The sequence below is a fragment of the Azospirillum sp. Sh1 genome, assembly GCF_008365135.1.
GTDB lineage: Bacteria > Pseudomonadota > Alphaproteobacteria > Azospirillales > Azospirillaceae > Azospirillum > Azospirillum oryzae.
On the sequence record NZ_VTTK01000003.1, the window covers coordinates 245231 to 268368 of the forward strand.

Below are 23138 nucleotides of genomic sequence, written 5' to 3' on the forward strand. Positions count from 1 at the left end.
GCGACGGCTCTTTATCTGTGGGCTCGACTCAGGTGCGGGGCGTCGCATGTCCTGTCCACAACCGAAGACTCCGATGGCCGAAGTCCTCAACCCTGGCAAGGTGGCTACGCGGTCGGGGGGAAGATTGGGCGAGATATCGCAGAATTTCCACCGTTTCCTGACCTAACACAGGCTTGGCCCTTTGACCAGCATGCGCGGGCCTGACCTCCGGAACGGCGCGACGATTGTGGCGGCTTTGCCGCAGAACCGCGGGAAAGTTTGCGCAGGCTCGGTTCGGATCGCGGAACCGCACAGCGGAAGCGGCCCGGCGAGGCCGTTTCGCGGCCATTGCCGCTGCCGTTCGCGAAAAGCGGTTTACGACGCATAAAGATATCTTTATATCTGTATCAGGAGCGGCCGGGCATGGTGCATCGGCTGGCCACCACCCTCTCTGGCCCTCCCCCTGGCCCGAATCGGACGTGAGGCGATGGACGATCTGCTTGCGACGCTGAAGGCGGCGGCCGAAACGACCAGGCTCAGGCTGCTCGCGCTCTGCGCGCATGGCGAACTGACGGTGACGGAGCTGACCCAGATCCTGGGGCAGAGCCAGCCGCGCGTCTCGCGCCATCTGAAGCTTCTGTGCGACGCCGGCCTGCTCGACCGCTTCCGCGAGGGCACCTTCGCCTTCTACCGCCTCGCCGAGAAGGGGCAGTCGGCCGAGCTGGCGCGGGTGCTGGTCGCCGCCATCCCTGCGGACGATCCCACCCTGATCCTGGATCTGGAGCGGCTGGACGCCATCAAGCGCGCCCGGTCGGAGACCGCCGCCGCCTATTTCCGTGAGAATGCCGCGCGCTGGCACGAAATCCGCTCCCTTCACGTTGCGGAAGGCGAGGTCGAGGCCGCTCTGCTGCGCCTGTTCCCGAAGGAGGGGGTGGAGGAGCTGCTTGATATCGGCACCGGCACCGGAAGGATGCTGGAGGTGCTGGCCGGGCGCGTCCATCGCGCGATCGGGGTAGACCAGTCGCGCGAAATGCTGGCCGTCGCCCGCAACCGGCTGGAGGAGGCGGGCTTGCGCCACTGCCACGTCCGTCAGGCCGACATGTACCAGCTGCCGTTCCCCTCCGGCTCCTTCGACGCCGCGGTGATCCATCAGGTGCTGCATTACACCGAATCGCCGGCCGGTGTCCTGGCCGAGGCGGCGCGGGTGCTGCGCCCCGGCGGCCTGCTGCTGGTCGTCGATTTCGCCCCCCATCATCTGGAAGCCCTGCGCGAGGAGCATGCGCACCGCCGCCTGGGCTTCTCGGACGCCGAGGTCGCCGGCTGGTGCCGCCAGTCCGGCCTCGACTGCGGTCCGGTGGTGCATCTGCCGGGCGATCCCCTCACCGTTTCGATCTGGCCGGCCACCCGTCTTGCGGCCGGTGTCCAGATTTCGTCCCCGCAAATCCAAAAGCCCGCCCACTCGCTCAGCGGAGTCCCGTCATGACCGCGCCCATTTCTTCGCTGCCCTCCATCAGCTTCGAGTTCTTCCCGCCCAAGTCGGAGAAGATGGAGCAGAGCCTGTGGCAGTCGATCCGGCGGCTGGCCCCGCTGTCGCCCAGCTTCGTGTCGGTGACCTACGGCGCCGGCGGCTCGACCCGCGAGCGCACCCACGCCACCGTCTGCCGCATCCAGGCGGAGACCGGCATACCGGCCGCCGCCCACTTCACCTGCGTCGGCGCCACCCGCGACGAGATCGATGCCATCGCCCGCACCTATTGGGACGCCGGCATCCGCCATCTGGTGGCCCTGCGCGGCGATCCGCCGGAGACCGCCGGCGGTGTCGGCGGCCGGTACGAGCCGTTTCCCGGCGGTTATGCCTATGCCGCCGATCTGGTCGCGGGGATGAAGCGCATCGCCGACTTCGAGATTTCGGTCGCCGCCTATCCGGAATCCCATCCGGAGGCGCCGAGCGCCCAGTTCGACCTGGACAACCTGAAGCGCAAGGTCGATGCCGGCGCCACCCGCGCCATCACCCAGTTCTTCTTCGACAACGACGCTTACTTCCGCTTCCTCGACCGCTGTGCCGCCGCCGGCATCCATGTGCCGATCGTCCCCGGCATCCTGCCGATTACCAACTTCGCCCGCGCGGTGGAGTTCGCCGGCAAGTGCGGCGCTTCGATGCCGGCGAAGCTGGCCGAGACCTTCGAGGGCCTGGACGACGACCCGGAGACCCGCCAGCTCGTCGCCGCGACGGTGGCGGCGGAGCAGTGCCAGGCGTTGCAGGCGCAGGGCGTGAACGACTTCCACTTCTACACGCTGAACCGGTCGGACCTGACCATCGCCATCTGCCGCATGCTGGGCGTGAAGGCGAAGGCCGCGCCCGCCGCCGCGGCGGTGGCGGGGTAGGGCACCGGACGCCGCCCTGTGCTATGCTGGGGCGGCGAATTATCGCGGAAGGTCGATGCCATGGACAGCCGGATCGGACACGACACGGACTTCTACGCCTGGACCCGGGAACAGGCGCGGCTGCTGCGCGAAGCGGCGACCGAGCGCTCCAACTCGCCCATCGACTGGGAGCACATCGCCGAGGAACTCGATATCATGGGCGGTCAGGTCAAGGACGCGATCCGCAGTCATCTGGCGACGGTGATCGAGCATCTTCTGAAGCTGGAGCATTCGCCCGATCCCTACCCGCGCCGGAAGTGGCGGATCTCCGCGACCAAGGCCCGCCGCCATCTGCAGGACAAGCTGGATGAACATCCGAGCCTGCAGCGCTGGCCCGCCGAGATCCTGGAGAAGGCGTGGCTGGACGGCCGCGACGACGCCTGCCAGGACGACAGCATCGCCATCGACACGCTGCCGAAGGAATGCCCATACGCCCTGGAGGACCTGCGAAATCCCGACTGGTGGCCGGTGAACCGCCATGGGCTGGAGGGCTGACGCCATGGACAGCCGGATCGGATACGACACGGACTTCCTCGCCTGGACCGAGGAGCAGGCGCGCCTTCTGCGCGAGGCGGCCGGAGGGAAGGTGTCGTCGTCCCTGGATTTCGCCAATCTGGCCGAGGAGGTCGAGAGTATCGGCCGGCGGGATGTGCGTGATGCCAAACAGCACCTTCGCCAAGTCATCGCCGGACTGTTGCGATACCAGTATATTCCTGATGCTGACAGCGACCGTGAGTTCCGCTCTTCGATCCTGTATGAGCGCTTCCGCGCCGAACAGATCCTCAAGGACAGTCCAAGCCTGCCGGCCAGGGTCGATCCGGCCGAGCTTTACGAAAGCGCGGCGCAACTTCTGTCGGATGACATCGCTCAAACGGGAAGCGGCCCCTTGCCGGCCGAATGCCCTTACACGTTCAAGCAAGTCCTGGCGACCGACTGGTGGCCCGTGAAACTGCATCGATTGGAGACTTGAGGGTCATGCTGCTCCGTTTTGCTTGCTCCAATTTCCGCTCCATCAAGGAGAAGCAGGAGATCCTGTTCACTGCCGCCAAGCATGTGAAGGAGCATGACGAGGCTGCACGTACTGTGGATGGCCTGTCGAAGGAGCGTGTCCTGCCGGTGGTAGCGTTGTATGGAGCGAATGCCTCGGGCAAGTCCAATATGTTGAAAGCACTAGAATTTTTTCAGAGGGGAGTTCTGTTTTCTCAGTTTGAGTGGAATTCGGGAATCAATCGACAGCCATTCCTATTGGATTTTGCTTTGAAGGATCAGGCGTCGTCGTTCGAAATCGATTTTTTGGTGGGAGGTGTTCGTTATCACTACGGCTTTGTCTGCGATGATAAGGCTGTGCTTGAGGAGTGGCTCATAGCAACTTCCAAAAGCGGTCCCCGTGTATGGCTTCATCGCGATGCAGAAGGTACCTCCCAATACCGGGGGAAAATCAGAGATCAAGGGCAGGCGATTAAAAAAGCAGGATTCGAGCGAGAGAATGTTCTTGCGTTAACCCTGCTTATGCAAGGAAAGAACTCCGAAATGGAGGGGATACACAATTTTTTTTCCAGAAAAATTGATTTCAATTATCCGGATCAGGAAAGCGACGAAACCCTTTCGCTTGCTTATGATGAGGCGATATGGAGTGACGTTAATAAGCTTCTTGCAAATGCCGATTCGGGCATTGAGGACATAAAAATCGAACGGACCACATCAACATACTTTAATGTATTTGATGAGTCAAAAAACTCAACGTCATATCGGCAGGAGCCGATCTTTCGCCATACCATGGCAAAGCCCGACGACTATTTCAAAAAGAATCAAGAAAGTCATGGGACGATTCGTTTGTTTAATTTATCGGGTCCTGCTCTAATGGCGCTTCGAACAGGATCATGTCTTTGTATTGACGAGCTTGATGCCAGTCTGCATACCATGTTGTCACGTGCGATCATCCGCCTCTTCATGGATCCGAAGACCAACCCCAAAGGTGCTCAGCTTCTATTCACCACACACGACACGAACCTGCTATCAACCGATGTGCTTCGGCGCGATCAAGTTTGGCTCACCGAGAAGGACAAGGGCGGGGCAACGCACTGCTACCCGTTGAGCGACTTCAAGACCAAGCCGACCGACGACATCGAAGCGGGCTATCTGGCGGGGCGCTTCGGCGCCATTCCCTTCCTGCCGCCCTGGCGGTCCCTGATCGGTGGGGAGGGTTGAGGCGATGGTGCCCAAACGCTCGCTGCCCGCACTCGGCAGATCGGCCGCAAAGGTCACGCCGGAGAAGACCATCGTCGTCTTCTGCGAAGGTGAAAGGACGGAACCGGACTATCTGCGCTCCTTCGCCGATACCTGGAGGAACCCGCGCATCCAGGTCGAGGCGCGTGGCGGATTGGGCGATCCCAAGGATCTGGTGGAACTCGCAAAGAATCGGCGCGACCAGATTCGTAGGCAGGCCCGGCGGGATTCGCTGCGCGCCAATGACGAGGTCTGGTGCCTGTTCGACCGGGACAGCCATGAACGGGTGCATGACGCCCGCAAGCAGGCGCGCGACCTGGGCATTCCCGTCGGCTTTTCCAATCCGTGCTTTGAGATCTGGGCGTTATTCCATTTCCAATGGTACGACAGCCAGATCGACCGGCATGCACTACAGAAGATGTTGCGCAACCATCTGCCCAAATATCACCACAGCGACAATCCGGTGTTCGACCATTCGCTGATGAAAGAACGCTACGATACCGCTAAGAAGAATGCCGAACGCAGTCTGCGTGAACGTGAGGGTGAGGGAAAAGCGAACGGCAATCCCTCCACCGACGTTTTTGTGCTGCTGGAAGAAATTCGTGGTTCCGACCGAACCGTCACCTGCCGCTGAACCTTGCTCCTTGAGGAATTAGTTTCCCATGCCCCACATCCTCGACACCCTGCGTGACCGCGTTCTGCTTTGCGACGGCGGGTTCGGCAGCCGCATCCAGGCGCTCGACCTCGACGTCGAGAAGGATTACTGGGGGCACGAGAACTGCACCGACATCCTGCCCCTGTCGCGCCCCGACATCGTCCGCGATATCCATCGCGGCTATTTCGAAGCCGGCGCCGACATGGTGGAGACCGACACCTTCGGCGCCTCGCCGGTGACGCTGGGCGAGTTCGGCATCTCCGAGAAGGCCTTCGAGATCAACCAGCGCGCCGTCGAGCTGGCGCGCGAGGCGGCGGAAAGCTTCAAGGACGGCCAGCCGCGCTTCGTCATCGGCTCCATCGGGCCGGGCACCAAGCTGCCCAGCCTGGGCCACATCGCCTACCAGCCGGCGGAGGACAGCTTCTATGTCCAGGCCGCCGGCCTGATCGCCGGCGGGGCCGACGCCATCCTGGTGGAGACCTGCCAGGATCCCCTGCAGATCAAGGCCGCCGTCAACGGCATCAAGCGCGCGCGGGCAGAGGCCAAGTCCGACACTCCCGTTTTCGTGCAGGTCACGGTGGAGACCACCGGCACGTTGCTGGTAGGCACCGACATCGCCGCCGCCGCCACCGTCATCCAGGCGCTGGACGTGCCGCTGATGGGGCTGAACTGCGCCACCGGCCCGCTGGAGATGAGCGAGCATGTGCGCTGGCTGTCGCAGAACTGGCCGGGCCTGATCTCGGTCCAGCCGAACGCCGGCCTGCCCGAACTGGTGGACGGCAAGACGCATTACCCGCTCCGCGCCGACGATTTCGCCCATTGGCTGGAGCGCTTCGTGTCGGAGGACGGGGTGAACCTCGTCGGCGGCTGCTGCGGCACCAACGTGCCCCACATCGCCGCGGCGAACCAGATGCTGCGCAAGCTGGCCCCGGCCGGCTCGCACCGCCCGGCGCCGAAGGGCCGCACCGTCCATTGGGTGCCGGCGGTGGCCTCGCTCTACTCCCAGGTCACGCTGCGCCAGGAGAACGCCTTCTTCGCCATCGGCGAGCGCTGCAACGCCAACGGCTCCAAGAAGTGGCGCGAGCTGCAGGAGAAGAACGACTGGGACGGCTGCGTCGAGATGGCGCGTGAGCAGGTGAAGGAGGGCAGCCACTCGCTGGACGTCTGCACCGCCTTCGTCGGCCGCGACGAGGTGGCGGAGATGAACTCGGTGATCTCCCGCTTCTCCGGGTCGGTGACGGCGCCGCTGGTGATCGATTCGACCGAGTACAAGGTGCTGGAACAGGCGCTGGCGCTCTATGGCGGCAAGGCGATCCTGAACTCGATCAACTTCGAGGACGGCGAGGAGCCGGCGAGGCTGCGTCTGGCGCTTGCCAAGAAGTTCGGCGCCGCCGTCATCGCCCTGACCATCGATGAAGAGGGCATGGCGAAGACGCCGGACCGCAAGCTGGAGATCGCCAAGCGGCTCTATGATCTGGCGGTGAACGAGTACGGCCTCGCCCCGTCCGACCTGCTGTTCGACCCGCTGACCTTCACCATCGCCACCGGCAACGAGGACGACCGCAAGCTCGCCATCTGGACGCTGGAGGGCATCGAGGCCATCGCCCGCGAGATGCCCGGCTGCCAGATCATCCTGGGCCTGTCCAACGTCTCCTTCGGCCTGAACGCGGCGGCGCGCCATGTGCTGAACTCGGTCTTCCTCGACCATGCGGTGAAGAAGGGGATGACGGGCGCCATCGTCCATGTCTCCAAGATCCTGCCGCTGCACCAGATCCCCGAGAAGGAGGTCAAGACCGCCGAGGATCTGATCTTCGACCGCCGTGCGCCCGACAATGGAGATGGCGGCTACGACCCGCTCCAGGCCTTCATCGCCCTGTTCGAGGGCCGCAAGGCTGCCGACGCCAAGAAGAAGGCCCGCGCCGAGACGGTCGAGGAGCGCTTGAAAGAGCGCATCGTCGACGGCGACCGCACCGGCCTGGAGGACGATCTGGCCGAGGCGATGAAGACCCATCCGCCGCTGGAGATCATCAACACCTACCTGCTCGACGGCATGAAGGTGGTGGGCGAGCTGTTCGGCGCCGGCAAGATGCAGCTTCCCTTCGTGCTGCAGTCGGCCGAGACGATGAAGGCCGCCGTGGCGTGGCTGGAGCCGCACATGGAGAAGGTGGAGGGCCAGCAGAAGGGCACCCTGGTGCTCGCCACCGTGAAGGGCGACGTCCACGACATCGGCAAGAACCTCGTCGACATCATCCTGACCAACAACGGCTACAAGGTCGTCAACCTCGGCATCAAGCAGCCGGTGACCGCCATCATCCAGGCTGCCAAAGAGCACAAGGCGACCGCCATCGGCATGTCCGGCCTGCTGGTGAAGTCCACCGTGGTGATGCGCGAGAACCTGGAGGAGATGACCCGCGAGGGGCTGGAGGTGCCGGTCCTGCTCGGCGGCGCCGCCCTGACCCGCGCCTATGTCGAGGGCGACTGCGTGGCGTCCTACGGCTCCGGCCGCGTCGCCTATGCCGGCGATGCCTTCGACGGGCTGACCCTGATGGACAAGGTGGTGGAGGGCAGCTTCGACCAGCAGCTCGCCATCCAGCAGGCCAAGCGCGCCGGCAAGGCGACCAACCGCCGCCGCGTGCTGGGGCAGGCGACCAGCGCCGCCACCGGACCGGTGGACAAGGACGCCGTCCGCGCCCGCCGTCACCGGCTGGCCGAGGGCGTGCCGGTGCCGACCCCGCCCTTCTGGGGGCCGAAGCTGATCGACCATGTGCCGCTGAAGACGCTGGTCACCTATCTGAACGAGCGGATGCTCTACCAGCTGCAATGGGGCTACCGGAAGGACGGCAAGTCCTTCGAGGAATTCAAGGAGTGGTCGAAGAAGGAGCTGCGGCCGGTGCTCGACCGCATCCTCCAGATCGCGGCGAAGGAGGAAATCCTGCGCCCGACCGCCGTCTACGGCTATTGGAAGGCGGCCGCCGACGGCAACGACGTCATCCTGTTCGAGGAGGACGGCACCACCGAGGCCGCCCGCTTCTCGCTGCCGCGTCAGGCCAAGGAGGATGGCGAGTGCATCGCCGACTTCCTGCGCGACGTGACCGATCCGGAACGCGACGTGCTCGGCCTCCAGGTCGTCACCATGGGCCAGCATTGCGCCGAGGTGGCGCGCGAGTGGTTCGCCGAGAACCGCTATCAGGATTATCTCTACCTGCACGGCCTGTCGGTGGAGATGACCGAGGCGATGGCGGAATATGTCCACGCCCGCATCCGTGCGGAACTGGGCTACGGCGCCGAGGACAGCCGCGACAAGGAGAAGCTGCTGCAGCAGTCCTACCGCGGCAGCCGCTACAGCTTCGGCTATCCCGCCTGCCCGAACCTGAAGGACCAGGAACAGCTGCTGAAGCTGCTCGACGCCGGCCGCATCGGCATCGAGATGTCGGACGAGGACCAACTGCATCCGGAGCAGAGCACGTCCGCCATCGTCCTGCACCACCCGCGGGCCAAGTACTTCTCGGTGTGACGCCCACTGCCTGAGGGATGATCCTCCGCCGCCCGTTCCGTGTTAGGATGGGCAGCGGAGGATTTCCATGGGCACGGTCGACGCACGGAACGACGAAAAGCTGCAACTCCTGCTGGACCGGATCGTCCCGGCCCTGGAGCCGGAAGCCGTCTACCTGTTCGGCAGCCGGGCGCGCGGCGATTTCCATGAGGACAGCGATTACGACCTGCTGGTGATCGTGCCGGACGATGCGCCGAAGGAACGGCGGTCCATGGCCACCGCCTTCGAGGCGAGCCGGCAATCCCGGGTCCCGGCCGACATCATTCCCTGCTCCCGCACCGGCTTCGAACGCTACAAGAATTCGGTGGGGACGCTCTGTTACGAGGCCAACCACTTCGGGATGCAGGTCTATGGTCGATAGGGTGGTCGCGGCCTGGCTGGCGGTGGTGGACGAGGATATTCGCGCAATCCGCGCCTGCCTCGTCGGCTCGGCGGTCAAGTCGGCGGCCTACCATTGCCAGCAGGCGGCGGAGAAACTGGTCAAGGCGGTCTTGGTCTCGCTCGGCCGCCATCCGCGCAAGCAACACAGCATCGTCGCATTGTTGGACGATGTGCCGCCGGACCACCCCTTGCGTGCGACCTTGCTGCCGTTGGAGCGCTTCACCATCTTCGCCGCGGTCTTCCGCTACCCGAGCATGGATATTTTCGACAGCCCACCGGACGAACCCGATCCCGACGATGTATCCCGCTGGCTGGCCGAAATCGAACAGGCGCGTGCAACGGTCGCCGCTTTTCTGGAGGCGAGGGCATAGACGATGGCCACCTTCGACGCACGGAACGACGAAAAGCTGCAACTCCTGCTGGACCGCATCGTGCCGGCCCTGGAGCCGGAAGCCGTCTACCTGTTCGGCAGCCGGGCCCGCGGCGACTTCGACGAGGACAGCGATTACGACCTGCTGGTGATCGTGCCGGACGATGCGCCGAAGGAGCGGCGGTCGGCCGTGTTCGCCCATGCGGCCAAGTCCGGGACCGGTATTCCAGCAGATATCGTGCCATGCCGGCGTTCTTTTTTCGAAGCGAACAAGGATCAGGTCGGCACGCTGAGTTACAAGGCCACGCATGAAGGGGTGCGGGTCTATGGGGCTTAGGGTTGGGCCCGACGCATGGCTGGAATCGGCATCTGTCGACCTGCGTGCCGGCCGTGCTTGCCTGTCCGTCCCCAACCCCATCGTCACAGCTGCCACGTACCATTGTCAGCAGGCTGCGGAGAAGTTGGTCAAGGCGGTGTTGGTCTGGTTGGACCTGGACGTGCCCCGTACCCACGATATCGATGCACTCGTCATGCGCATTCCGCGTGATCTGCCAATGCGGCCAATCCTATCGACTCTCGGGCGCTTCACCGCCTTCGCCACCTTGTACCGATATCCAGGCGAAGCGGGCGACGTGTCCGATGAGCCGACTACCGCGGAGGTACTCGGGTGGTTGGATGAGATAGAATCGACGCTGCATAGCGTTTCTCTTTTCCTTTCAGCCGGTACCGGATCTCCTCCATGGCCCCCACCACCCCCCTGACCCTCCACCACGAGACCGTCCGCCCGGAGTGGATCGACTACAACGGGCACATGAACGTCGCCTATTACCTGCTGGCCTTCGACCATGCGACCGACGCCGTGCTCGACCGGTTCGGGATCGGCAAGGCCTATGTGGCGGCGGAGAACCGGTCGGTCTTCGTCGTCGATGCCCACCTGACCTACGCCCGCGAGGTGACGGAGGGAACGCCGCTGCGCTTCGGGTCGCTGCTGCTCGGCACCGATGCCAAGCGTCTGCACCTGTTCCACGAGATGCGGCATGCGGAGGAAGGGTGGCTGGCGGCGACGGCGGAGTTCATGCTGCTGCATGTCGACCTCGGCACCCGCAAGACCGGCCCGTTCCCGCCCGCCGTCGCCGCGGCGCTGACCGAACAGACCACGGCCCATGCCGCCCATCCCCGGCCGCCGCAGGCCGGACGGGCGGTGGCCCGGCTGGAGGGGCCATAGACCGGTCGATGGCGTCCGGGTGGTTGAGTTGACGGTTGCTGGCCCCATCTATCGAAGAATGAAGACCGCATCCGTCCAGCCGATCCGCCCCCGTCACCGTTCCGGCATCCTCTTCGCCGCAGCCGCCGTCCTGGCCGTCCTTTCCGCCGGGCCGGCGCTGGCCGATTGCACGGAGGCGGCGAAGCCGAAGGTCAATTGGCGCCGCTGCTCGCTGGAGGGGCAGACGCTGACCGGTGTCGACCTCAGCGGCGCCATGCTGCGCGATGCGACCTTTCAGCGCGCCACGCTGGGGGAGGCGAAGCTGACCGACGCCGACGGCTATCGCGCCAAGTTCATCAGCACCACGGCCCCAGGCGCGGTGTTCGACAAGGCACGGCTGATCGAGGCGGACTTCACCCGCGCCGACCTGACCGGCGCCAGCTTCCGCGAGGCCGACCTGCGCAACGCCAAGATGGTGGGCGCATCGCTGGCGCGGGCCGACCTGACCGGTGCCCGATTGTCCGGCACCGACCTGCGCCATGCCGACCTGTCGGGCGCCCGCTGGACCGACGGCACGCACATCTGTGCGGAAAGCTCGGTCGGCCAGTGCAACTAATCGGATGATGTGCAATCAAACCGTTTGCATCATCTCGTCGTGCCGCCAAAAACCTTCTTGCCGTAAGGGCTTGCGCCGCGTACCGTTCGAAACCGAATGATTTTTGAACGGACGGCAGTCGTGGCAACCGCGGAGGATTTAGAGCGTTCCAGCGGCCTCGCCGCAAAGGCCATGGAGCGGATGCTGTCCGACGGGCTGCCGCCCACCCCGGAAAATTTCACGCTGTGGTACGTCTATTTCAGCGGGAACAACCCCGATCTGACCCGCGCCGTCGATGTGGCGCGACGGGACGGGCTGGCCGTTTCGCAAACCCTGTGCGACGAGCTGTATAAGCGCTTCTTCGCCACCGATGCGGAAGCGCAGGCGATCCGCGAGACCTCCGACAAGGCGCGTTTCGCGTTGGGCCGCATCCTGGAACAGCTGGGCAATGTCGGGTCGGAGACGGAGCGCTACGGCAACGCCCTGTCCGGTTTCCGGGAAGAACTGGACCAGCCGCTCAGCCTGCCGGAACTGCGCGCCATGATCGCCGCCATCGCCGCGGAAACCAGGGAGATCGTCGACCGCCAGGCCGCCCTGCAGTCCCAGCTTCAGGAATCGAGCCAGCAGTTGGCGGAGATGCGGGTCAGCCTGGACAGCGCCCGGCGCGAGGCGCTGACCGACGGGCTGACCGGCATCGGCAACCGCAAGGCCTTCGACCAGATGCTGCAGGAGGCGATGGAGGCCTCCGTGCGCGACGAGCAGCCGCTGTCGCTGCTGATGGTCGACATCGACCATTTCAAGGCCTTCAACGACACCCACGGCCATCTGGTCGGCGACCATGTGCTGAAGCTGGTCGCCCGCATGCTGACCGAATGCATCAAGGGCCGCGACACCGCCACCCGCTATGGCGGCGAGGAGTTCGCGATCATCCTGCCGCGCACCAGCCTGGAAAACGCCATCAAGCTGGCGGAGCAGGTGCGGACCTTCGTCGGCGGACGCCAGATCGTGAACAAGGCGCGCAACGCCAATTACGGCACCGTCGCCCTGTCGGTCGGCGTCGCCCAGTTCCGCCCCGGCGAACCGGCGATGACGCTGGTCCGCCGCGCCGATCAGGCGCTCTATGCCGCCAAGCGCGGCGGCCGCAACCGCGTTTCGGTCGAGGCCGGCTGAGCAGCCCCGCTCGACAGGCGGTCAGCCGGCCAGCTGCCGACGTACCGCCTCGGTCCCGCGCAGCAATTCCGCCACCAGTTCCCCGGCCGGCCGCCGCCGCGCCAGCCCCAGCCCCTGACCGGCCCACAGCGACAGGAACTCCGCCCGGCCGGCCTTGCCTGCGGCGGTGCGCAGCGGCCGGGTCAGCGTGTTCTGCAAGGGGAAGGGCAATACCGCGTCGGGCGCGTCCGGGTCCTCCACCGCCTCCATGAAGCGGTTGACGATGCCGCGCGCCGGCCGGCCGGAGAAGGCGCGGGTGATGCGGGTCTGGTCCTCCCGCGCCGCCAGGATGGCCGCCTTGTGCGCCTCCGGAATGCCGGCCTCGTCGGTGGTCAGGAAGACGGTGCCCATCTGCACCGCCGTCGCACCCAACGCCAGCGCCGCCGCTATGCCGCGCCCATCCATGATGCCGCCCGACGCGATCACCGGCACGCCCACCGCATCGGCCACCTGCGGCACCAGCGCCATCGTGCCGACCAGATTGGCCCCCCGATCCTCCCAGGCATCGCCCATGAAGCTGCCGCGATGCCCGCCCGCTTCGCCGCCCTGGGCGATCACCGCATCGACGCCGACCCGTTCCAGAGCCACCGCCTCCGCCACCGTGGTCGCGGTGCCCAGCACCCGGATGCCGCGCGCCTTGGCCGCGGCGACGCTGTCGGCCGGCGGCAGCCCGAAGGTGACGCTGTAGAAGGCCGCCCCGCTGTCCAACACGGCCGCCATCTGCCGGTCGAACGCATCGCCGGTGTAAGCGGGTTCCTCCGCCTCCGGCAACCCAAGCTCGGCGTGGAAGCCTGCCACGCGGGCCATCGCCTCGGCCATCATCGGCGCTGGTCCGGGCGCCGGCGTCGGCGCGAACAGGTTGATACCGAAGGGCAGGGCGGTGCGGTCGCGGATGTCGCGCGCCCGCTCGGCGATCTGTGCCGGGGTAAGATAGGCGGCGCCGACGAAGCCCAGCCCGCCGGCCTCGTTGACCGCCGCCACCAGCGCCGCGGTGTCGCCACCGCCTGCCATCGGCGCCTGGATCACCGGCGACCGCAGCCCCAGCCGTTCAAGGAAGTCCGTGTGAGAGGGCATCTCCGCCTCCGTCGCTTCGACAAGTGAGGTGATGCTACGCCCTGGCGTCCTTCACGACCAATGACTTGTTCTGAAGGGGGCGTTCACTTGGAGTGAAGGGAAGCGCGTCCGGACAGGGGACAAGGACAATCCCATCCATCAATTGGTAGCGGGAAAGCCGATGAGAAGTGGCTAGCGACTGTTGCTTGGCGCAAATGATCGATGAAGCGAATTGTAGAGGCCGCAAACTAGGTTTATAAATAGCACATCATTATCTCGCTATAGGTGTTCTATATCTGAATAGGGGGCCAAAAGATGGTAAAAACCTGGAAAGCCTTACCCTCCGTTCTCGCCATCGTCGTGGCTGGATGCGCTGGTATACAGCAACCGACAATTCCTCCTGACGAAAAGGTTGAGATGTTGAAAAATTACAACAACGTCTCTGAGGAAATTAACCATCATAAAACGCTCGCGGCTGCGACATATGATGCAAATTGTCAACAAAACCCGTATGGTGCTCAACGGATACAAGTTCATTGTGTGGATATCATACCTAAACGAGGCTATCAGGGCCTCTACATTATTGAGACGGATGACGTAGAAAAGCGGCAAACGATTGCGATCCGTGGTACAAATTTAAACGATCCAAATAGGCTTATACCTGGTGATGTGTTGACCGACATCGGGACACGCCACCCAATTGATCCGTATCTCAATGTGCCAGTGCACGTTGGATTTCAGAAGTACGCCCAAGCTGTCTATCATGACCTTTTGCCGCGTATGAAGAATGGCTATTCACTTACATTTACCGGCCATTCGATGGGAGGAGCTGCGGCATTGCTTGTGAGTATGTACGTTTATTCACGCAACGACCATCCGCCCGAGAAATTCAGCGTATACACCTTCGGGCAACCAAAGCTGTTTACAAACCAGACTGTCGTCGGCTGGAGCCATTTTGCCGATAAGCGGGTCTATCGGATCGTCAATTGTGATGATGTCGTTCCCATCCTTCCCACCAAGGAAAACATTCTAAAGTCGCTGATCAGAGTTGAGTTCTTCGATGGAACCGCGACTGATGACTATCAGCATCTCGGCCGACCGGTCTTGCTGATGGATAGCGGTAAATTCTGGATGACGACAGGAGGTGTGGATATTGAAAGGAAATTTCTGCCAATCTTCGTCGATACCTTGAAAGATGCGTTCGGCAAAAAGGACATTGGGCATGCCATGCTGTCTTATGATAGACGGCTTGTCACTTTGTCCAAACATCCGTCTCCCTTTTTCCCGGATGCATCTTCATGCCGGCAGGATGGGAACGACAAGTCGCTGTTGATCAGTGAGAACATCAGCACGCAGTGAGTTCCCGGAGCAGCCGAGCCATCCAAGGTTCTTTGGGAGCGACAGGCAGATCGTGGTTGTTTGTCGGGGCAAGCGAGCTTCCCACCAGCAAACCTATGCTGATCTCTGATCCGTGGGACACAGCAATGGTATCGTTTGCCTGGAGTTCGTCAGGTGTCCACCAAAGCGCCAGACGAACTCCAGGCATTGATTTTTCCGTGTGCCGCACCTTCCTCGTCATTTTGCCGGCATGGTGGCCCGCCCGCAGCGGGGCGTGACGCTCCTCTCAATCAGCTGCGCAGTCCCGGTGCCTCCTGCCCGGTGCGCTCCACATATTCGGTGTAGCCGCCGCCATACTGGTGGATGCCTTCCGGCGTCAGTTCCAGCACGCGGTTGGACAATGCCGCCAGGAAATGGCGGTCGTGCGACACGAACAGCATCGTGCCCTCATACGCCGCCAGCGCCTGGATCAGCATCTGCTTGGTGTCGAGGTCCAGGTGGTTGGTCGGCTCGTCCAGCACCAGGAAGTTGGGCGGGTTGAACAGCATGATCGCCATCACCAGACGGGCCTTCTCGCCGCCCGACAGCACCCGGCACTTCTTCTCCACATCGTCGCCGGAGAAACCGAAGCAGCCGGCAAGCGCACGCAGCGACCCCTGGCTGGCCTGCGGGAAATGCGCCTCCAGCGATTCGAAGATGGTCTGGTCGCCGTCCAGAAGCTCCATCGCATGCTGCGAGAAATAGCCCATCTTGACGCTGCCGCCGACGGTGACGCTGCCGCTGTCCGGTTCGGTCGCGCCGGCGATCAGCTTCAGCAGGGTCGATTTGCCGGCGCCGTTGACGCCCATCACGCACCAGCGTTCCTTGCGGCGGATGGTCAGGTCCAGCCCCTCATAGATGGCGCGGCTGCCATAGCCCTTGTGGACGTTCTTCAGAACCGCCACGTCGTCGCCGGAGCGCGGGGCCGGCGGGAAGTCGAAGGTCACCACCTGACGGCGCTTGGGCGGCTCGAAGCGTTCGATCTTGTCCAGCTTCTTCACCCGGCTCTGCACCTGGGAGGCGTGCGAGGCGCGGGCCTTGAAGCGCTCGATGAACTTCAGCTCCTTCGCCAGCATCGCCTGCTGCCGTTCGAACTGCGCCTCCTGCTGCTTCTCCTTCAGCGCCCGCTGCTTCTCATAGAAGGCATAGTCGCCGGAATAGCTGGTCAGCGTTCCGCCGTCGATCTCGATGATCTTGGTGACGATGCGGTTCATGAACTCGCGGTCGTGCGAGGTCATCAGCAGGGCGCCCTCATACCCCTTCAGGAAGCCTTCCAGCCAGATCAGGCTTTCGATGTCCAGATGGTTGCTGGGCTCGTCAAGCAGCATGGCGTCGGGGCGCATCAGCAGGATGCGGGCCAGCGCCACGCGCATCTTCCAGCCGCCCGACAGGCCGCCGACGTCGCCGTCCATCATCTCCTGGCTGAAGCTGAGACCGGCCAACACCTCGCGCGCCTTGCCCTCCAGCTCATAGCCGCCCAGCTCGTCGAAGCGGGCCTGCACCTCGCCGTAGCGTTCGATGATGGCGTCCATCTCGTCGGCGCGGTCGGGGTCGGCCATGGCGGCTTCCAGCTCCGCCAATTCGGCGGCGACGACGCTGACCGGGCCGGCGCCGTCCATCACCTCCGCCACGGCGGAGCGGCCGGACATCTCGCCGACATCCTGGTTGAAATAGCCGATGCTGACCTGCTTCTCGATGGCGACCTGACCGCCGTCCGGCTGTTCCTCGCCGGTGATCATGCGGAACAGGGTGGTCTTGCCGGCACCATTCGGACCCACGAGCCCGATCTTCTCGCCGCGATTGAGCGCCGCGGAGGCCTCCAGGAACAAGATACGGTGGCCGTTCTGCTTGCTGACGTTATCGAAGCGGATCATGGGCGACAGGGGTCCTTGGGGCGTGTAGGCGGCCCTTATGCCACAGGATAGGCGTCGCGGCAGAGTCCAGAGTCGCTTTGCTCCCGTCCAGTTTGCCTTCTTGGTGCCAGGAAGCTGGCGAGGTGGTGCGCCAACACCTCCTCCCCACTAGATCGTGAAACTTCCGCAACTCCAGCATTCATGTCACCCGATCATTCGAACCATGCGGACAAACCATTTCTGTTGATGCCGCCGCGCCGCTAATGCTGGGGCGGCCGACCCGTCGGCGCCACCCGCCGCCGCGTCGTCCGAGGAGCCCCATGTCGCAAGCCGAAGCCACCGCCCGGATCGAACCTGCGTCCCAGGTCCCCCAGGCACATGAGTTTGGCAACATCGCCCGGCTGGTGATCGCGCAGGCGCTTGCCGGTGCCAACGCGATCGTCGTCTATGCGACCGGCGCCATCGTCGGCAACACGCTGGGCCCCAACCCGGCGCTGGCGACCCTGCCGATCTCCATCTTCGTGGTGGGAATGGCGGTCTGCACCCTGCCGGCCGGGACCATCGCCCGGCGCTTCGGCCGTCGTGCCGCCTTCCTGGCGGGGACCGGATGCGGCGTGCTGGTCGGGTTGCTGTCGTCGCTCGCCATCCTGCTCGGGTCGTTCTGGCTGTTCTGCGCAGCGATGATTCCCGGTGGAGCCTATGCCGCCGTGGTGCTGTCCTTCCGCTTTGCCGCCGCCGACTGCACCTCGGCGGAGCGCCGGCCGCGCGCCATGTCGGCGGTGATGGCGGGGGGCGTGGTCGCCGGGGTGGTCGGGCCGCAACTGGTCACCCACACCATGACTCTGTGGCCGCCCCACCTGTTCGCCGCGACCTACATCGCGCAGGCCGCCGTCGCGGCGCTGTCGGCGCTCGTCCTGATGGGCGTCCGTCTGCCGAAGCCGACCGCGGCTGAGGTCGCCGGCGGCCGGCCGCTGGGCGCCATCCTGCGCCAGCCCCGTTTCATCACCGCGGTGATCTGCGGCGTGGTGTCCTACCTGCTGATGAACTTCCTGATGACGGCCGCTCCGCTGGCGATGCGGCTGTGCGGCCTGCCGCAGGAATCGGCCAACCTCGGCCTGCAATGGCACGTCATCGCCATGTACGCCCCCAGCTTCTTCACCGGACGGCTGATCGGCCGCTTCGGCTCCCCGCGGATGGTCGCCGCCGGACTGACGCTGATCGCCGCGGCCTCGGCCGTCGGGCTGGCCGGGCAGGACGTCGCTCATTTCTGGATCAGCCTGATCCTGCTGGGGGTGGGGTGGAACTTCGGCTTCCTCGGGGCGTCCGCCCTGGTGCTGGACTGCCACCGGCCGGAGGAGAAGACGCGGGTGCAGTCGCTGAACGACTTCCTCGTCTTCGGCACCATGGCCTTCGGCTCCTTCGCCTCGGGCAGCCTGCTGACGAGTTACGGCTGGGACACCGTCCTGCGCATCTCCTTCGTGCCGCTCGCGCTGGCGACCGTGGCGCTGATCGTCACGGCGGTTTGTCGCCAGGACCGCAAGGTAGCTTGAAAACACTTCGGGCGCGGTCTTTCCCCCGCGCCCGAAGCTTCACCTTGTGGCAGCCGACCCTCAGATCACATAGGTCAGCTCTTTCTCCGACTTCAGGCTGTTCTTTCCCAAGGTCTCATCCACATAGTCCAGCAGCTGGGCCAGTGCCTCGCTGCGGCTCAGCGTGTCGGTGTCGATCACCAGTTCGGGCTGGTCCGGCGCCTCGTAGGGAGCCGAGATGCCGGTGAACTCGGCGATCTCGCCGGCGCGCGCCTTCTTGTAGAGGCCCTTGGGGTCGCGCTCCTCGCAGGTGGCGAGGTCGGCGGCGACATACACCTCGTGGAAGCGTTCGCCGCCGATCACCCGCGCCCGCGCCCGGTCGGACTTCAGCGGCGAGATCAGCGAGGCGATGACCACCATGCCGGCGTCGGCGAACAGCTTCGCCGTCTCCGCCACCCGGCGGATGTTCTCCGCCCGGTCGTCGGCCGAGAAGCCCAGCCCGGCGTTCAGGCCGTTGCGGACATTGTCGCCGTCCAGAACGAAGGTCTGCCAGCCGCGGTCGAACAGCGCGCGTTCCAGCGCCATCGCCAGCGTCGACTTCCCGGCGCCGGACAGGCCGGTCAACCAGACGATGCCGCCCTTGTGGCCGTTGGCCTGGGACCGTTCCTCCACCGAGACGGTGTGCGACACCTCGGTGATGTTGGCCGCCGCCGCGTCCTCGATCTCCACCACCAGGCAGCCGCCGACCACGTCGTTGCCGTCGATCAGCGCGCCGCGCCCGGTGCGCGGCAGGTCCGACGCCAGATCAAGCGCGATCGGCGAGCGGGAGCGCAGCACCACCTCCGCCACCTCGTTGCGGCGGACGGCCTTGCCGGGGGTGCTGGACAGATCCTCCACATTGATGACCGCCGTCACCTGCTCCACCGTCACCCGGTGCTCGGCCGTCGCGATCTTCAGCGTGTAGGTCTTGCCGACCACCAGCGGGTCCGACACCAGCCAGAACAGCCGCACGCTCAGCCGGTGGGCCAGCGTCGGGGCGTCGGCCTGATGGTGGGCGATGTGGCCGCGTTCGGCGAAGATGCGCTTGTCCAGCGTGATGCCGATGCTCTGCCCGGCCTGGGCCGACAGCACCGCCTCGGGATGGTTCCACGCCTCGATGCTGACCACCTTGGCGCTGGCACCCGTCGGCGAGAAGTGCAGGGTGTCGCCGACGCGCAGCCGTCCGCTCTCGATGCGGCCGGCCAGGATGCGGCGGTCGTCCGGCTTGTAGACGTCCTGCAGCGGGAAGCGCAGCGGCTGGTCGGGCGAGGTCTGCTGCGGACGGAAGGCGTCCAGCTGCTCGATCACCGTGGGGCCGAGATACCAGTCCGACTGCTCGCTGCGGCTGACGATGTTGTCGCCGTTGCGGGCGGACACCGGGATCACCGCCTTCGGCTGCAGCCCCAACTCGGCCAGATAGTCCTTGATCTCCTGCGCGACCACCTCATAGCGGCGGCTGGAGAACTCGACCTTGTCCATCTTGTTGACGACGACCGCGACCTGACGCACGCCCAGCAGATGCAGCAGGAAGGCGTGACGGCGCGACTGTTCCAGCGCGCCCTCGTCGGCGTCGATCACCAGCAAGGCGGCGTCGGCCTGGGACGCGCCCGTCACCATGTTCTTCAGGAACTCGGTGTGGCCCGGCGCGTCGATGATGACGTAGGGGCGCTGCTTGGTCTTGAAGTGGATCTGCGTGGTGTCGATGGTGATGCCCTGGTCACGCTCGGCCTGCAGCGCGTCCATGACGAAGGCCCATTCGAAGGGCATGCCGCGCTTGCGGCTCATCTCGCGGACCTGCTCCACCTTGCCGTCGGGCAGGCTGCCGGTGTCGTTCAGCAGGCGGCCGATCAGCGTGGACTTGCCATGGTCGACATGGCCGACGATGACGATGCGAAGTTGAGAATGCGGCATCTTACATGTACCCCACGCTGCGCAGGCGCTCGAAGCTGTCTTCGGATTCGTTGTCCATCGCGCGGCCGGCGCGTTCCGGCACGCGGGTCACCTGAAGCTCGGCGATGATCTCGTCGATGGTCGAGGCAGTGCTGTCGACCGGGAAGGTGATGTTCTTCTCGCCCAGCGAGCGATAGCGCTTGCCGTCCTTGGCGAAGTACAGCGGGACAATGGGAATCCCCTCGCGCTGCGAATAGCGCCAGATGTCCAGCTCGGTCCAGGCCAGCAGCGGGTGGATGCGGACATGGACTCCTTCCGGGAAGCGCGTCTTGTAATGGTCCCAGAACTCCGCCGGCTGGTCCTTCACGTCCCAGTCGCCTTCCAGCGAGCGCGGCGAGAACACGCGTTCCTTGGCGCGGGTCGCCTGCTCGTCGCGGCGGATGCCGACCATCACGCCCTGGTACGCATGGTCGCGCAGCAGGTTCTTCAGACCTTCCGTCTTGCGCGCGGCGGCGCGGGTCAGCGGCGGCAGGGTCTGGTCCATCTCCTCCTCGGGCGGGCACTGCTCCACCTTCAGGTCGAGGTCCCATTCCTTGGTGATGCGGTCGCGGAACTCGTAGACCTCCGGCAGCTCCATGGCGGTGTCGAGCTGCACGACGGGGAAGGGGATGCGGCCGAAGAACGCCTTGCGGCAGAGCCAGAGCAGAGCGTTGCTGTCCTTGCCGATCGACCAGAGCATCGCCAGCTTGTCGATGCGGTTGTAGGCCTCGCGCAGAATATAGATGCTCTGGTTTTCGAGCTGGTCGAGATCGGCGCTCATCGGGCGATTCCAATCATGGTGGTGTGTATGCCGCATTCGGTCTTGGCGCTGCCGGCCCAACGGCCGGAGCGCGGGTCGGCACCGGGCGCCACTCGCTCGGTGCAGGTGTAACAGCCGATCGACAGGAACCCGTCGGCCTCCAGCGGGTGGCGCGGCAGGTCGCGCCGGGTGAACTCTTCCTCCAGCCGGTCCTTGTCCCAGTTGGACAGCGGGTTGACCTTCACGCGGCCCCCCTCCGCCTCGAACAGGGGCAGGGCGGCGCGGGTCGCCGACTGGAAGCGCTTGCGCCCCGTGACCCAGGCCTCCAGCCCGGCGGTCGCCAGCGCACGGTCCAGCGGCACCGTCTTGCGCAGATGGCAGCAGGCGTCATAGTCGCGACGGAACAGCATGCCGTCCTTGTCGCCGGCGGCGAGGTCGTCGGCGGTCGGCCCGATCTCCCGCACGTCACGCAGGCCAAGCCGCGTCACCAGCTGGTCGCGGTAGCGCAGCGTCTCGCCGAACAGCTTGCCGGTATTCACAAACAGAACCGGGAAATCCGGCGTCGCCTCGGCGGCCAGCGCCAGAAGCACCGCGGATTCGGCGCCGAAGGACGACAGCAGCGCGATCCGCCCGCCGAACACCTCATGCATGGCGGCCAGCAGGGACGCGCCTTCCAGCGTGCCGTAGCTGTCGGTCAGATGCTTCACCCGTGTTTCCGCGTCCATCATCGGCTGCCTTTCGCGGTGGCTCGTTAAATCTACCAAATAGGTAGGTAATGCGTTTGTGTTTGCACATTATCACCGGCGGAAAACCAGTGCAACTTAAATACATTCTCTACTTGTTTAATAGGCTTGTGCTTTGCTGCAATCGCTTGTGTGAAATATGTTGATTGTCGTGTGGCGGCTGGGCTAAATACCGCCATGCACAGCATCACCCTGATAGGCGTCGCGATCCGCCGCTCCATTCCGTCTAATCCGGCGGGGCTGCGATGATTCCGCTGGCGCTCGACCCGACGCGGGTGGTGATCGCGCTGGCCGGCAATGGCCCGCTCGCGGTGCGCCGCCTGACCCAGCTGCGCGAGGGCGGGGCGGACCCGCAGGTCTTTTCACCGGAACCGGATGGGGAATTCGCCGCACTTGCCGGCGACCGTCTGGTGCGGGCCCTGCCTGTTGCCGCCGATATGGACAAGATCGGCGTGTTGTATGTCATGGGACTGGGGACGGAGACCGAGACGGCGCTTGCGGAGCTGGCGCGGCAGCGCCGGGTGCTGGTGAATGTCGAGGACGTCATCCCCTTGTGTGATTTCCACTCGCCCTCCGTGGTGCGGCGTGGCGATCTGGTGATGACGGTCTCCACCGGCGGCCGCAGCCCGACTCTCGCCAGCCTGCTGCGCCAGCGGCTGGAGACCCTGTTCCCGGCGGAGTGGGCGGAGCATCTGCGCACCATCGCCGACTTCCGCAACCGCCGCCGGGCAGAGGGGGCGTCGATGTCGGAGGTCGCCCGCGAGACCCGCGAGCTGATCGACCGGGAAAGATGGCTGCCATGAACGGCACGCCTGCCGCCCCGCCGAATTCACTGCCGGACCATCGTCGGTTCGGGTAAGACACCACCGCTTTAGAGAACGACCAGCCAGGAGAGCCAGATGTCGGCCAAGGATCGATCGAAGGAAGGGTCGATGAAAGCCATCACCGCCAACCGCCTGCGCGACGGGGAAGTCGTGTTCCTGGGCGAGGGCGGCCGGTGGGTCGAATCCTTCGCCGAGGCCGCGCTGTTCCCGCGCGCCGAGGCCGACGCCGTGCTGGCCCCCGCCAAGGAGAAGGCGGAGCGCGAGCAGTTCGCCGTCGACATCTACACTTTCGAGGTGGTGGAGCAGGACGGCGTCCCGGTCCCGGCGACGATGCGCGAGCGCATCCGCACCGCCGGCCCGACCGTCCGCCTCGATCTGGGCAAGCAGGCCGCCTGAGTTAACGCCAGATTTAATAAACGCTGGCCGTTCCGGCGG

22 protein-coding genes are annotated in these 23138 nt (G+C 64.9%); 17 read left to right on the plus strand and 5 right to left on the minus strand.

Annotated features, from left to right (window positions below):
• Positions 1-466 precede the first annotated feature (466 nt).
• The 13 genes from FZ029_RS05650 (at position 467) to FZ029_RS05715 (ending at position 12557) form a co-directional block, all read left to right on the plus strand.
• Complete coding sequence (locus FZ029_RS05650) at positions 467-1462, plus strand: metalloregulator ArsR/SmtB family transcription factor (protein WP_149268339.1); 996 nt, start codon at positions 467-469, stop codon at positions 1460-1462.
• The gene (gene metF / locus FZ029_RS05655) at positions 1459-2364 is read left to right on the plus strand and encodes a methylenetetrahydrofolate reductase [NAD(P)H] (protein ID WP_149197370.1); all 906 of its coding nucleotides are present in this window, start codon (positions 1459-1461) and stop codon (positions 2362-2364) included. Before FZ029_RS05650 ends, metF begins: the two co-directional genes overlap by 4 nt.
• A 60-nt stretch (positions 2365-2424) precedes the next feature.
• A complete protein-coding gene (locus FZ029_RS05660) occupies positions 2425-2898 on the plus strand; it encodes a DUF29 domain-containing protein (RefSeq protein WP_149268340.1) in 474 nt (157 codons plus the stop codon).
• Between the two features lie 4 nt (positions 2899-2902).
• Positions 2903-3373 carry a DUF29 domain-containing protein gene (locus FZ029_RS05665; RefSeq protein ID WP_188051822.1) on the plus strand — a complete coding sequence of 157 codons (471 nt, stop codon included), beginning with the start codon at positions 2903-2905 and terminating at the stop codon, positions 3371-3373.
• A 5-nt stretch (positions 3374-3378) separates the two neighbouring features.
• A complete protein-coding gene (locus tag FZ029_RS05670; RefSeq protein WP_188051823.1) occupies positions 3379-4611 on the plus strand; it encodes an ATP-binding protein in 1233 nt (410 codons plus the stop codon).
• A 4-nt stretch (positions 4612-4615) separates the two neighbouring features.
• Positions 4616-5263, plus strand: coding sequence for an RloB family protein (locus tag FZ029_RS05675; RefSeq protein WP_149268343.1), 648 nt, complete (start codon positions 4616-4618; stop codon positions 5261-5263).
• 28 nt (positions 5264-5291) lie between these two features.
• Positions 5292-8798 (plus strand): methionine synthase, encoded by a 3507-nt coding sequence (metH, locus tag FZ029_RS05680; RefSeq protein ID WP_149268344.1) that lies wholly within the window; start codon positions 5292-5294, stop codon positions 8796-8798.
• Positions 8799-8865: 67 nt separating this feature from the next.
• The gene (locus FZ029_RS05685; RefSeq protein WP_149268345.1) at positions 8866-9198 is read left to right on the plus strand and encodes a nucleotidyltransferase domain-containing protein; all 333 of its coding nucleotides are present in this window, start codon (positions 8866-8868) and stop codon (positions 9196-9198) included.
• On the plus strand, positions 9188-9589 hold the full coding sequence (locus FZ029_RS05690) for a HEPN domain-containing protein (protein ID WP_149268346.1): 402 nt from the start codon (positions 9188-9190) through the stop codon (positions 9587-9589). Before FZ029_RS05685 ends, FZ029_RS05690 begins: the two co-directional genes overlap by 11 nt.
• Before the next feature lie 3 nt (positions 9590-9592).
• Positions 9593-9925, plus strand: a complete 333-nt coding sequence (locus tag FZ029_RS05695; protein WP_149268347.1) for a nucleotidyltransferase domain-containing protein — start codon at positions 9593-9595, stop codon at positions 9923-9925.
• Between the two features lie 402 nt (positions 9926-10327).
• Entirely contained in the window at positions 10328-10813 is a 486-nt protein-coding gene (locus FZ029_RS05705) for a thioesterase family protein (RefSeq protein ID WP_149268349.1), read from the plus strand.
• A gap of 58 nt (positions 10814-10871) precedes the next feature.
• The gene (locus FZ029_RS05710) at positions 10872-11408 is read left to right on the plus strand and encodes a pentapeptide repeat-containing protein (protein WP_149268350.1); all 537 of its coding nucleotides are present in this window, start codon (positions 10872-10874) and stop codon (positions 11406-11408) included.
• Positions 11409-11528: 120 nt separating this feature from the next.
• Positions 11529-12557, plus strand: coding sequence for a GGDEF domain-containing protein (locus FZ029_RS05715; protein WP_149268351.1), 1029 nt, complete (start codon positions 11529-11531; stop codon positions 12555-12557).
• 21 nt (positions 12558-12578) lie between these two features.
• Here FZ029_RS05715 and FZ029_RS05720 read toward each other — a convergent pair whose 3' ends face one another.
• Positions 12579-13670, minus strand: a complete 1092-nt coding sequence (locus FZ029_RS05720) for a nitronate monooxygenase (RefSeq protein WP_149268352.1) — start codon at positions 13668-13670, stop codon at positions 12579-12581.
• A 294-nt stretch (positions 13671-13964) separates the two neighbouring features.
• Here FZ029_RS05720 and FZ029_RS05725 point away from each other — a divergent pair, with 294 nt between their 5' ends.
• Positions 13965-15008: a lipase family protein gene (locus tag FZ029_RS05725; protein ID WP_149268353.1), complete on the plus strand. Its 1044-nt coding sequence runs from the start codon at positions 13965-13967 to the stop codon at positions 15006-15008.
• A 269-nt stretch (positions 15009-15277) separates the two neighbouring features.
• Here the strand turns inward: FZ029_RS05725 and FZ029_RS05730 are convergent, their stop codons facing one another.
• Positions 15278-16900, minus strand: coding sequence for an ABC-F family ATP-binding cassette domain-containing protein (locus FZ029_RS05730; protein WP_149268354.1), 1623 nt, complete (start codon positions 16898-16900; stop codon positions 15278-15280).
• Between the two features lie 299 nt (positions 16901-17199).
• On the opposite strand from FZ029_RS05730, the gene FZ029_RS05735 reads away from it, so the two are divergent.
• Positions 17200-18429 (plus strand): MFS transporter, encoded by a 1230-nt coding sequence (locus tag FZ029_RS05735; RefSeq protein ID WP_149268355.1) that lies wholly within the window; start codon positions 17200-17202, stop codon positions 18427-18429.
• Positions 18430-18489: 60 nt separating this feature from the next.
• Here FZ029_RS05735 and cysC read toward each other — a convergent pair whose 3' ends face one another.
• Genes cysC through FZ029_RS05750 form a run of 3 tightly spaced genes read right to left on the minus strand, consistent with a single transcriptional unit; the run spans position 18490 to position 21861 of the window.
• Positions 18490-20358: an adenylyl-sulfate kinase gene (gene cysC / locus FZ029_RS05740; protein ID WP_149268356.1), complete on the minus strand. Its 1869-nt coding sequence runs from the start codon at positions 20356-20358 to the stop codon at positions 18490-18492.
• A gap of 1 nt (position 20359) precedes the next feature.
• Positions 20360-21157 carry a sulfate adenylyltransferase subunit CysD gene (cysD, locus tag FZ029_RS05745; RefSeq protein WP_149268357.1) on the minus strand — a complete coding sequence of 266 codons (798 nt, stop codon included), beginning with the start codon at positions 21155-21157 and terminating at the stop codon, positions 20360-20362.
• The gene (locus FZ029_RS05750; protein ID WP_149268391.1) at positions 21154-21861 is read right to left on the minus strand and encodes a phosphoadenylyl-sulfate reductase; all 708 of its coding nucleotides are present in this window, start codon (positions 21859-21861) and stop codon (positions 21154-21156) included. Before FZ029_RS05750 ends, cysD begins: the two co-directional genes overlap by 4 nt.
• A gap of 263 nt (positions 21862-22124) precedes the next feature.
• On the opposite strand from FZ029_RS05750, the gene FZ029_RS05755 reads away from it, so the two are divergent.
• Entirely contained in the window at positions 22125-22682 is a 558-nt protein-coding gene (locus FZ029_RS05755; protein ID WP_149268358.1) for an NAD(P)-dependent oxidoreductase, read from the plus strand.
• Between the two features lie 129 nt (positions 22683-22811).
• Positions 22812-23099 (plus strand): DUF2849 domain-containing protein, encoded by a 288-nt coding sequence (locus FZ029_RS05760; protein ID WP_085090623.1) that lies wholly within the window; start codon positions 22812-22814, stop codon positions 23097-23099.
• The last annotated feature ends 39 nt before the right edge of the window (positions 23100-23138 follow it).

What these genes read in the sequence shown, in the direction of transcription:
- metH (WP_149268344.1), top strand. Translation starts at nt 5,292, where the DNA reads ATGCCCCACATCCTCGACACCCTGCGTGACCGCGTTCTGCTTTGCGAC.
- FZ029_RS05710 (WP_149268350.1), top strand. Translation starts at nt 10,872, where the DNA reads ATGAAGACCGCATCCGTCCAGCCGATCCGCCCCCGTCACCGTTCCGGC.
- FZ029_RS05650 (WP_149268339.1), top strand. Translation starts at nt 467, where the DNA reads ATGGACGATCTGCTTGCGACGCTGAAGGCGGCGGCCGAAACGACCAGG.
- FZ029_RS05665 (WP_188051822.1), top strand. Translation starts at nt 2,903, where the DNA reads ATGGACAGCCGGATCGGATACGACACGGACTTCCTCGCCTGGACCGAG.
- FZ029_RS05720 (WP_149268352.1), bottom strand. Translation starts at nt 13,670, where the DNA reads ATGCCCTCTCACACGGACTTCCTTGAACGGCTGGGGCTGCGGTCGCCG.
- FZ029_RS05735 (WP_149268355.1), top strand. Translation starts at nt 17,200, where the DNA reads ATGTCGCAAGCCGAAGCCACCGCCCGGATCGAACCTGCGTCCCAGGTC.
- FZ029_RS05705 (WP_149268349.1), top strand. Translation starts at nt 10,328, where the DNA reads ATGGCCCCCACCACCCCCCTGACCCTCCACCACGAGACCGTCCGCCCG.
- FZ029_RS05660 (WP_149268340.1), top strand. Translation starts at nt 2,425, where the DNA reads ATGGACAGCCGGATCGGACACGACACGGACTTCTACGCCTGGACCCGG.
- FZ029_RS05675 (WP_149268343.1), top strand. Translation starts at nt 4,616, where the DNA reads ATGGTGCCCAAACGCTCGCTGCCCGCACTCGGCAGATCGGCCGCAAAG.
- cysC (WP_149268356.1), bottom strand. Translation starts at nt 20,358, where the DNA reads ATGCCGCATTCTCAACTTCGCATCGTCATCGTCGGCCATGTCGACCAT.
- FZ029_RS05750 (WP_149268391.1), bottom strand. Translation starts at nt 21,861, where the DNA reads ATGGACGCGGAAACACGGGTGAAGCATCTGACCGACAGCTACGGCACG.
- FZ029_RS05670 (WP_188051823.1), top strand. Translation starts at nt 3,379, where the DNA reads ATGCTGCTCCGTTTTGCTTGCTCCAATTTCCGCTCCATCAAGGAGAAG.
- metF (WP_149197370.1), top strand. Translation starts at nt 1,459, where the DNA reads ATGACCGCGCCCATTTCTTCGCTGCCCTCCATCAGCTTCGAGTTCTTC.
- FZ029_RS05685 (WP_149268345.1), top strand. Translation starts at nt 8,866, where the DNA reads ATGGGCACGGTCGACGCACGGAACGACGAAAAGCTGCAACTCCTGCTG.
- FZ029_RS05755 (WP_149268358.1), top strand. Translation starts at nt 22,125, where the DNA reads ATGATTCCGCTGGCGCTCGACCCGACGCGGGTGGTGATCGCGCTGGCC.
- cysD (WP_149268357.1), bottom strand. Translation starts at nt 21,157, where the DNA reads ATGAGCGCCGATCTCGACCAGCTCGAAAACCAGAGCATCTATATTCTG.
- FZ029_RS05730 (WP_149268354.1), bottom strand. Translation starts at nt 16,900, where the DNA reads ATGATCCGCTTCGATAACGTCAGCAAGCAGAACGGCCACCGTATCTTG.
- FZ029_RS05725 (WP_149268353.1), top strand. Translation starts at nt 13,965, where the DNA reads ATGGTAAAAACCTGGAAAGCCTTACCCTCCGTTCTCGCCATCGTCGTG.
- FZ029_RS05760 (WP_085090623.1), top strand. Translation starts at nt 22,812, where the DNA reads ATGAAAGCCATCACCGCCAACCGCCTGCGCGACGGGGAAGTCGTGTTC.
- FZ029_RS05690 (WP_149268346.1), top strand. Translation starts at nt 9,188, where the DNA reads ATGGTCGATAGGGTGGTCGCGGCCTGGCTGGCGGTGGTGGACGAGGAT.
- FZ029_RS05695 (WP_149268347.1), top strand. Translation starts at nt 9,593, where the DNA reads ATGGCCACCTTCGACGCACGGAACGACGAAAAGCTGCAACTCCTGCTG.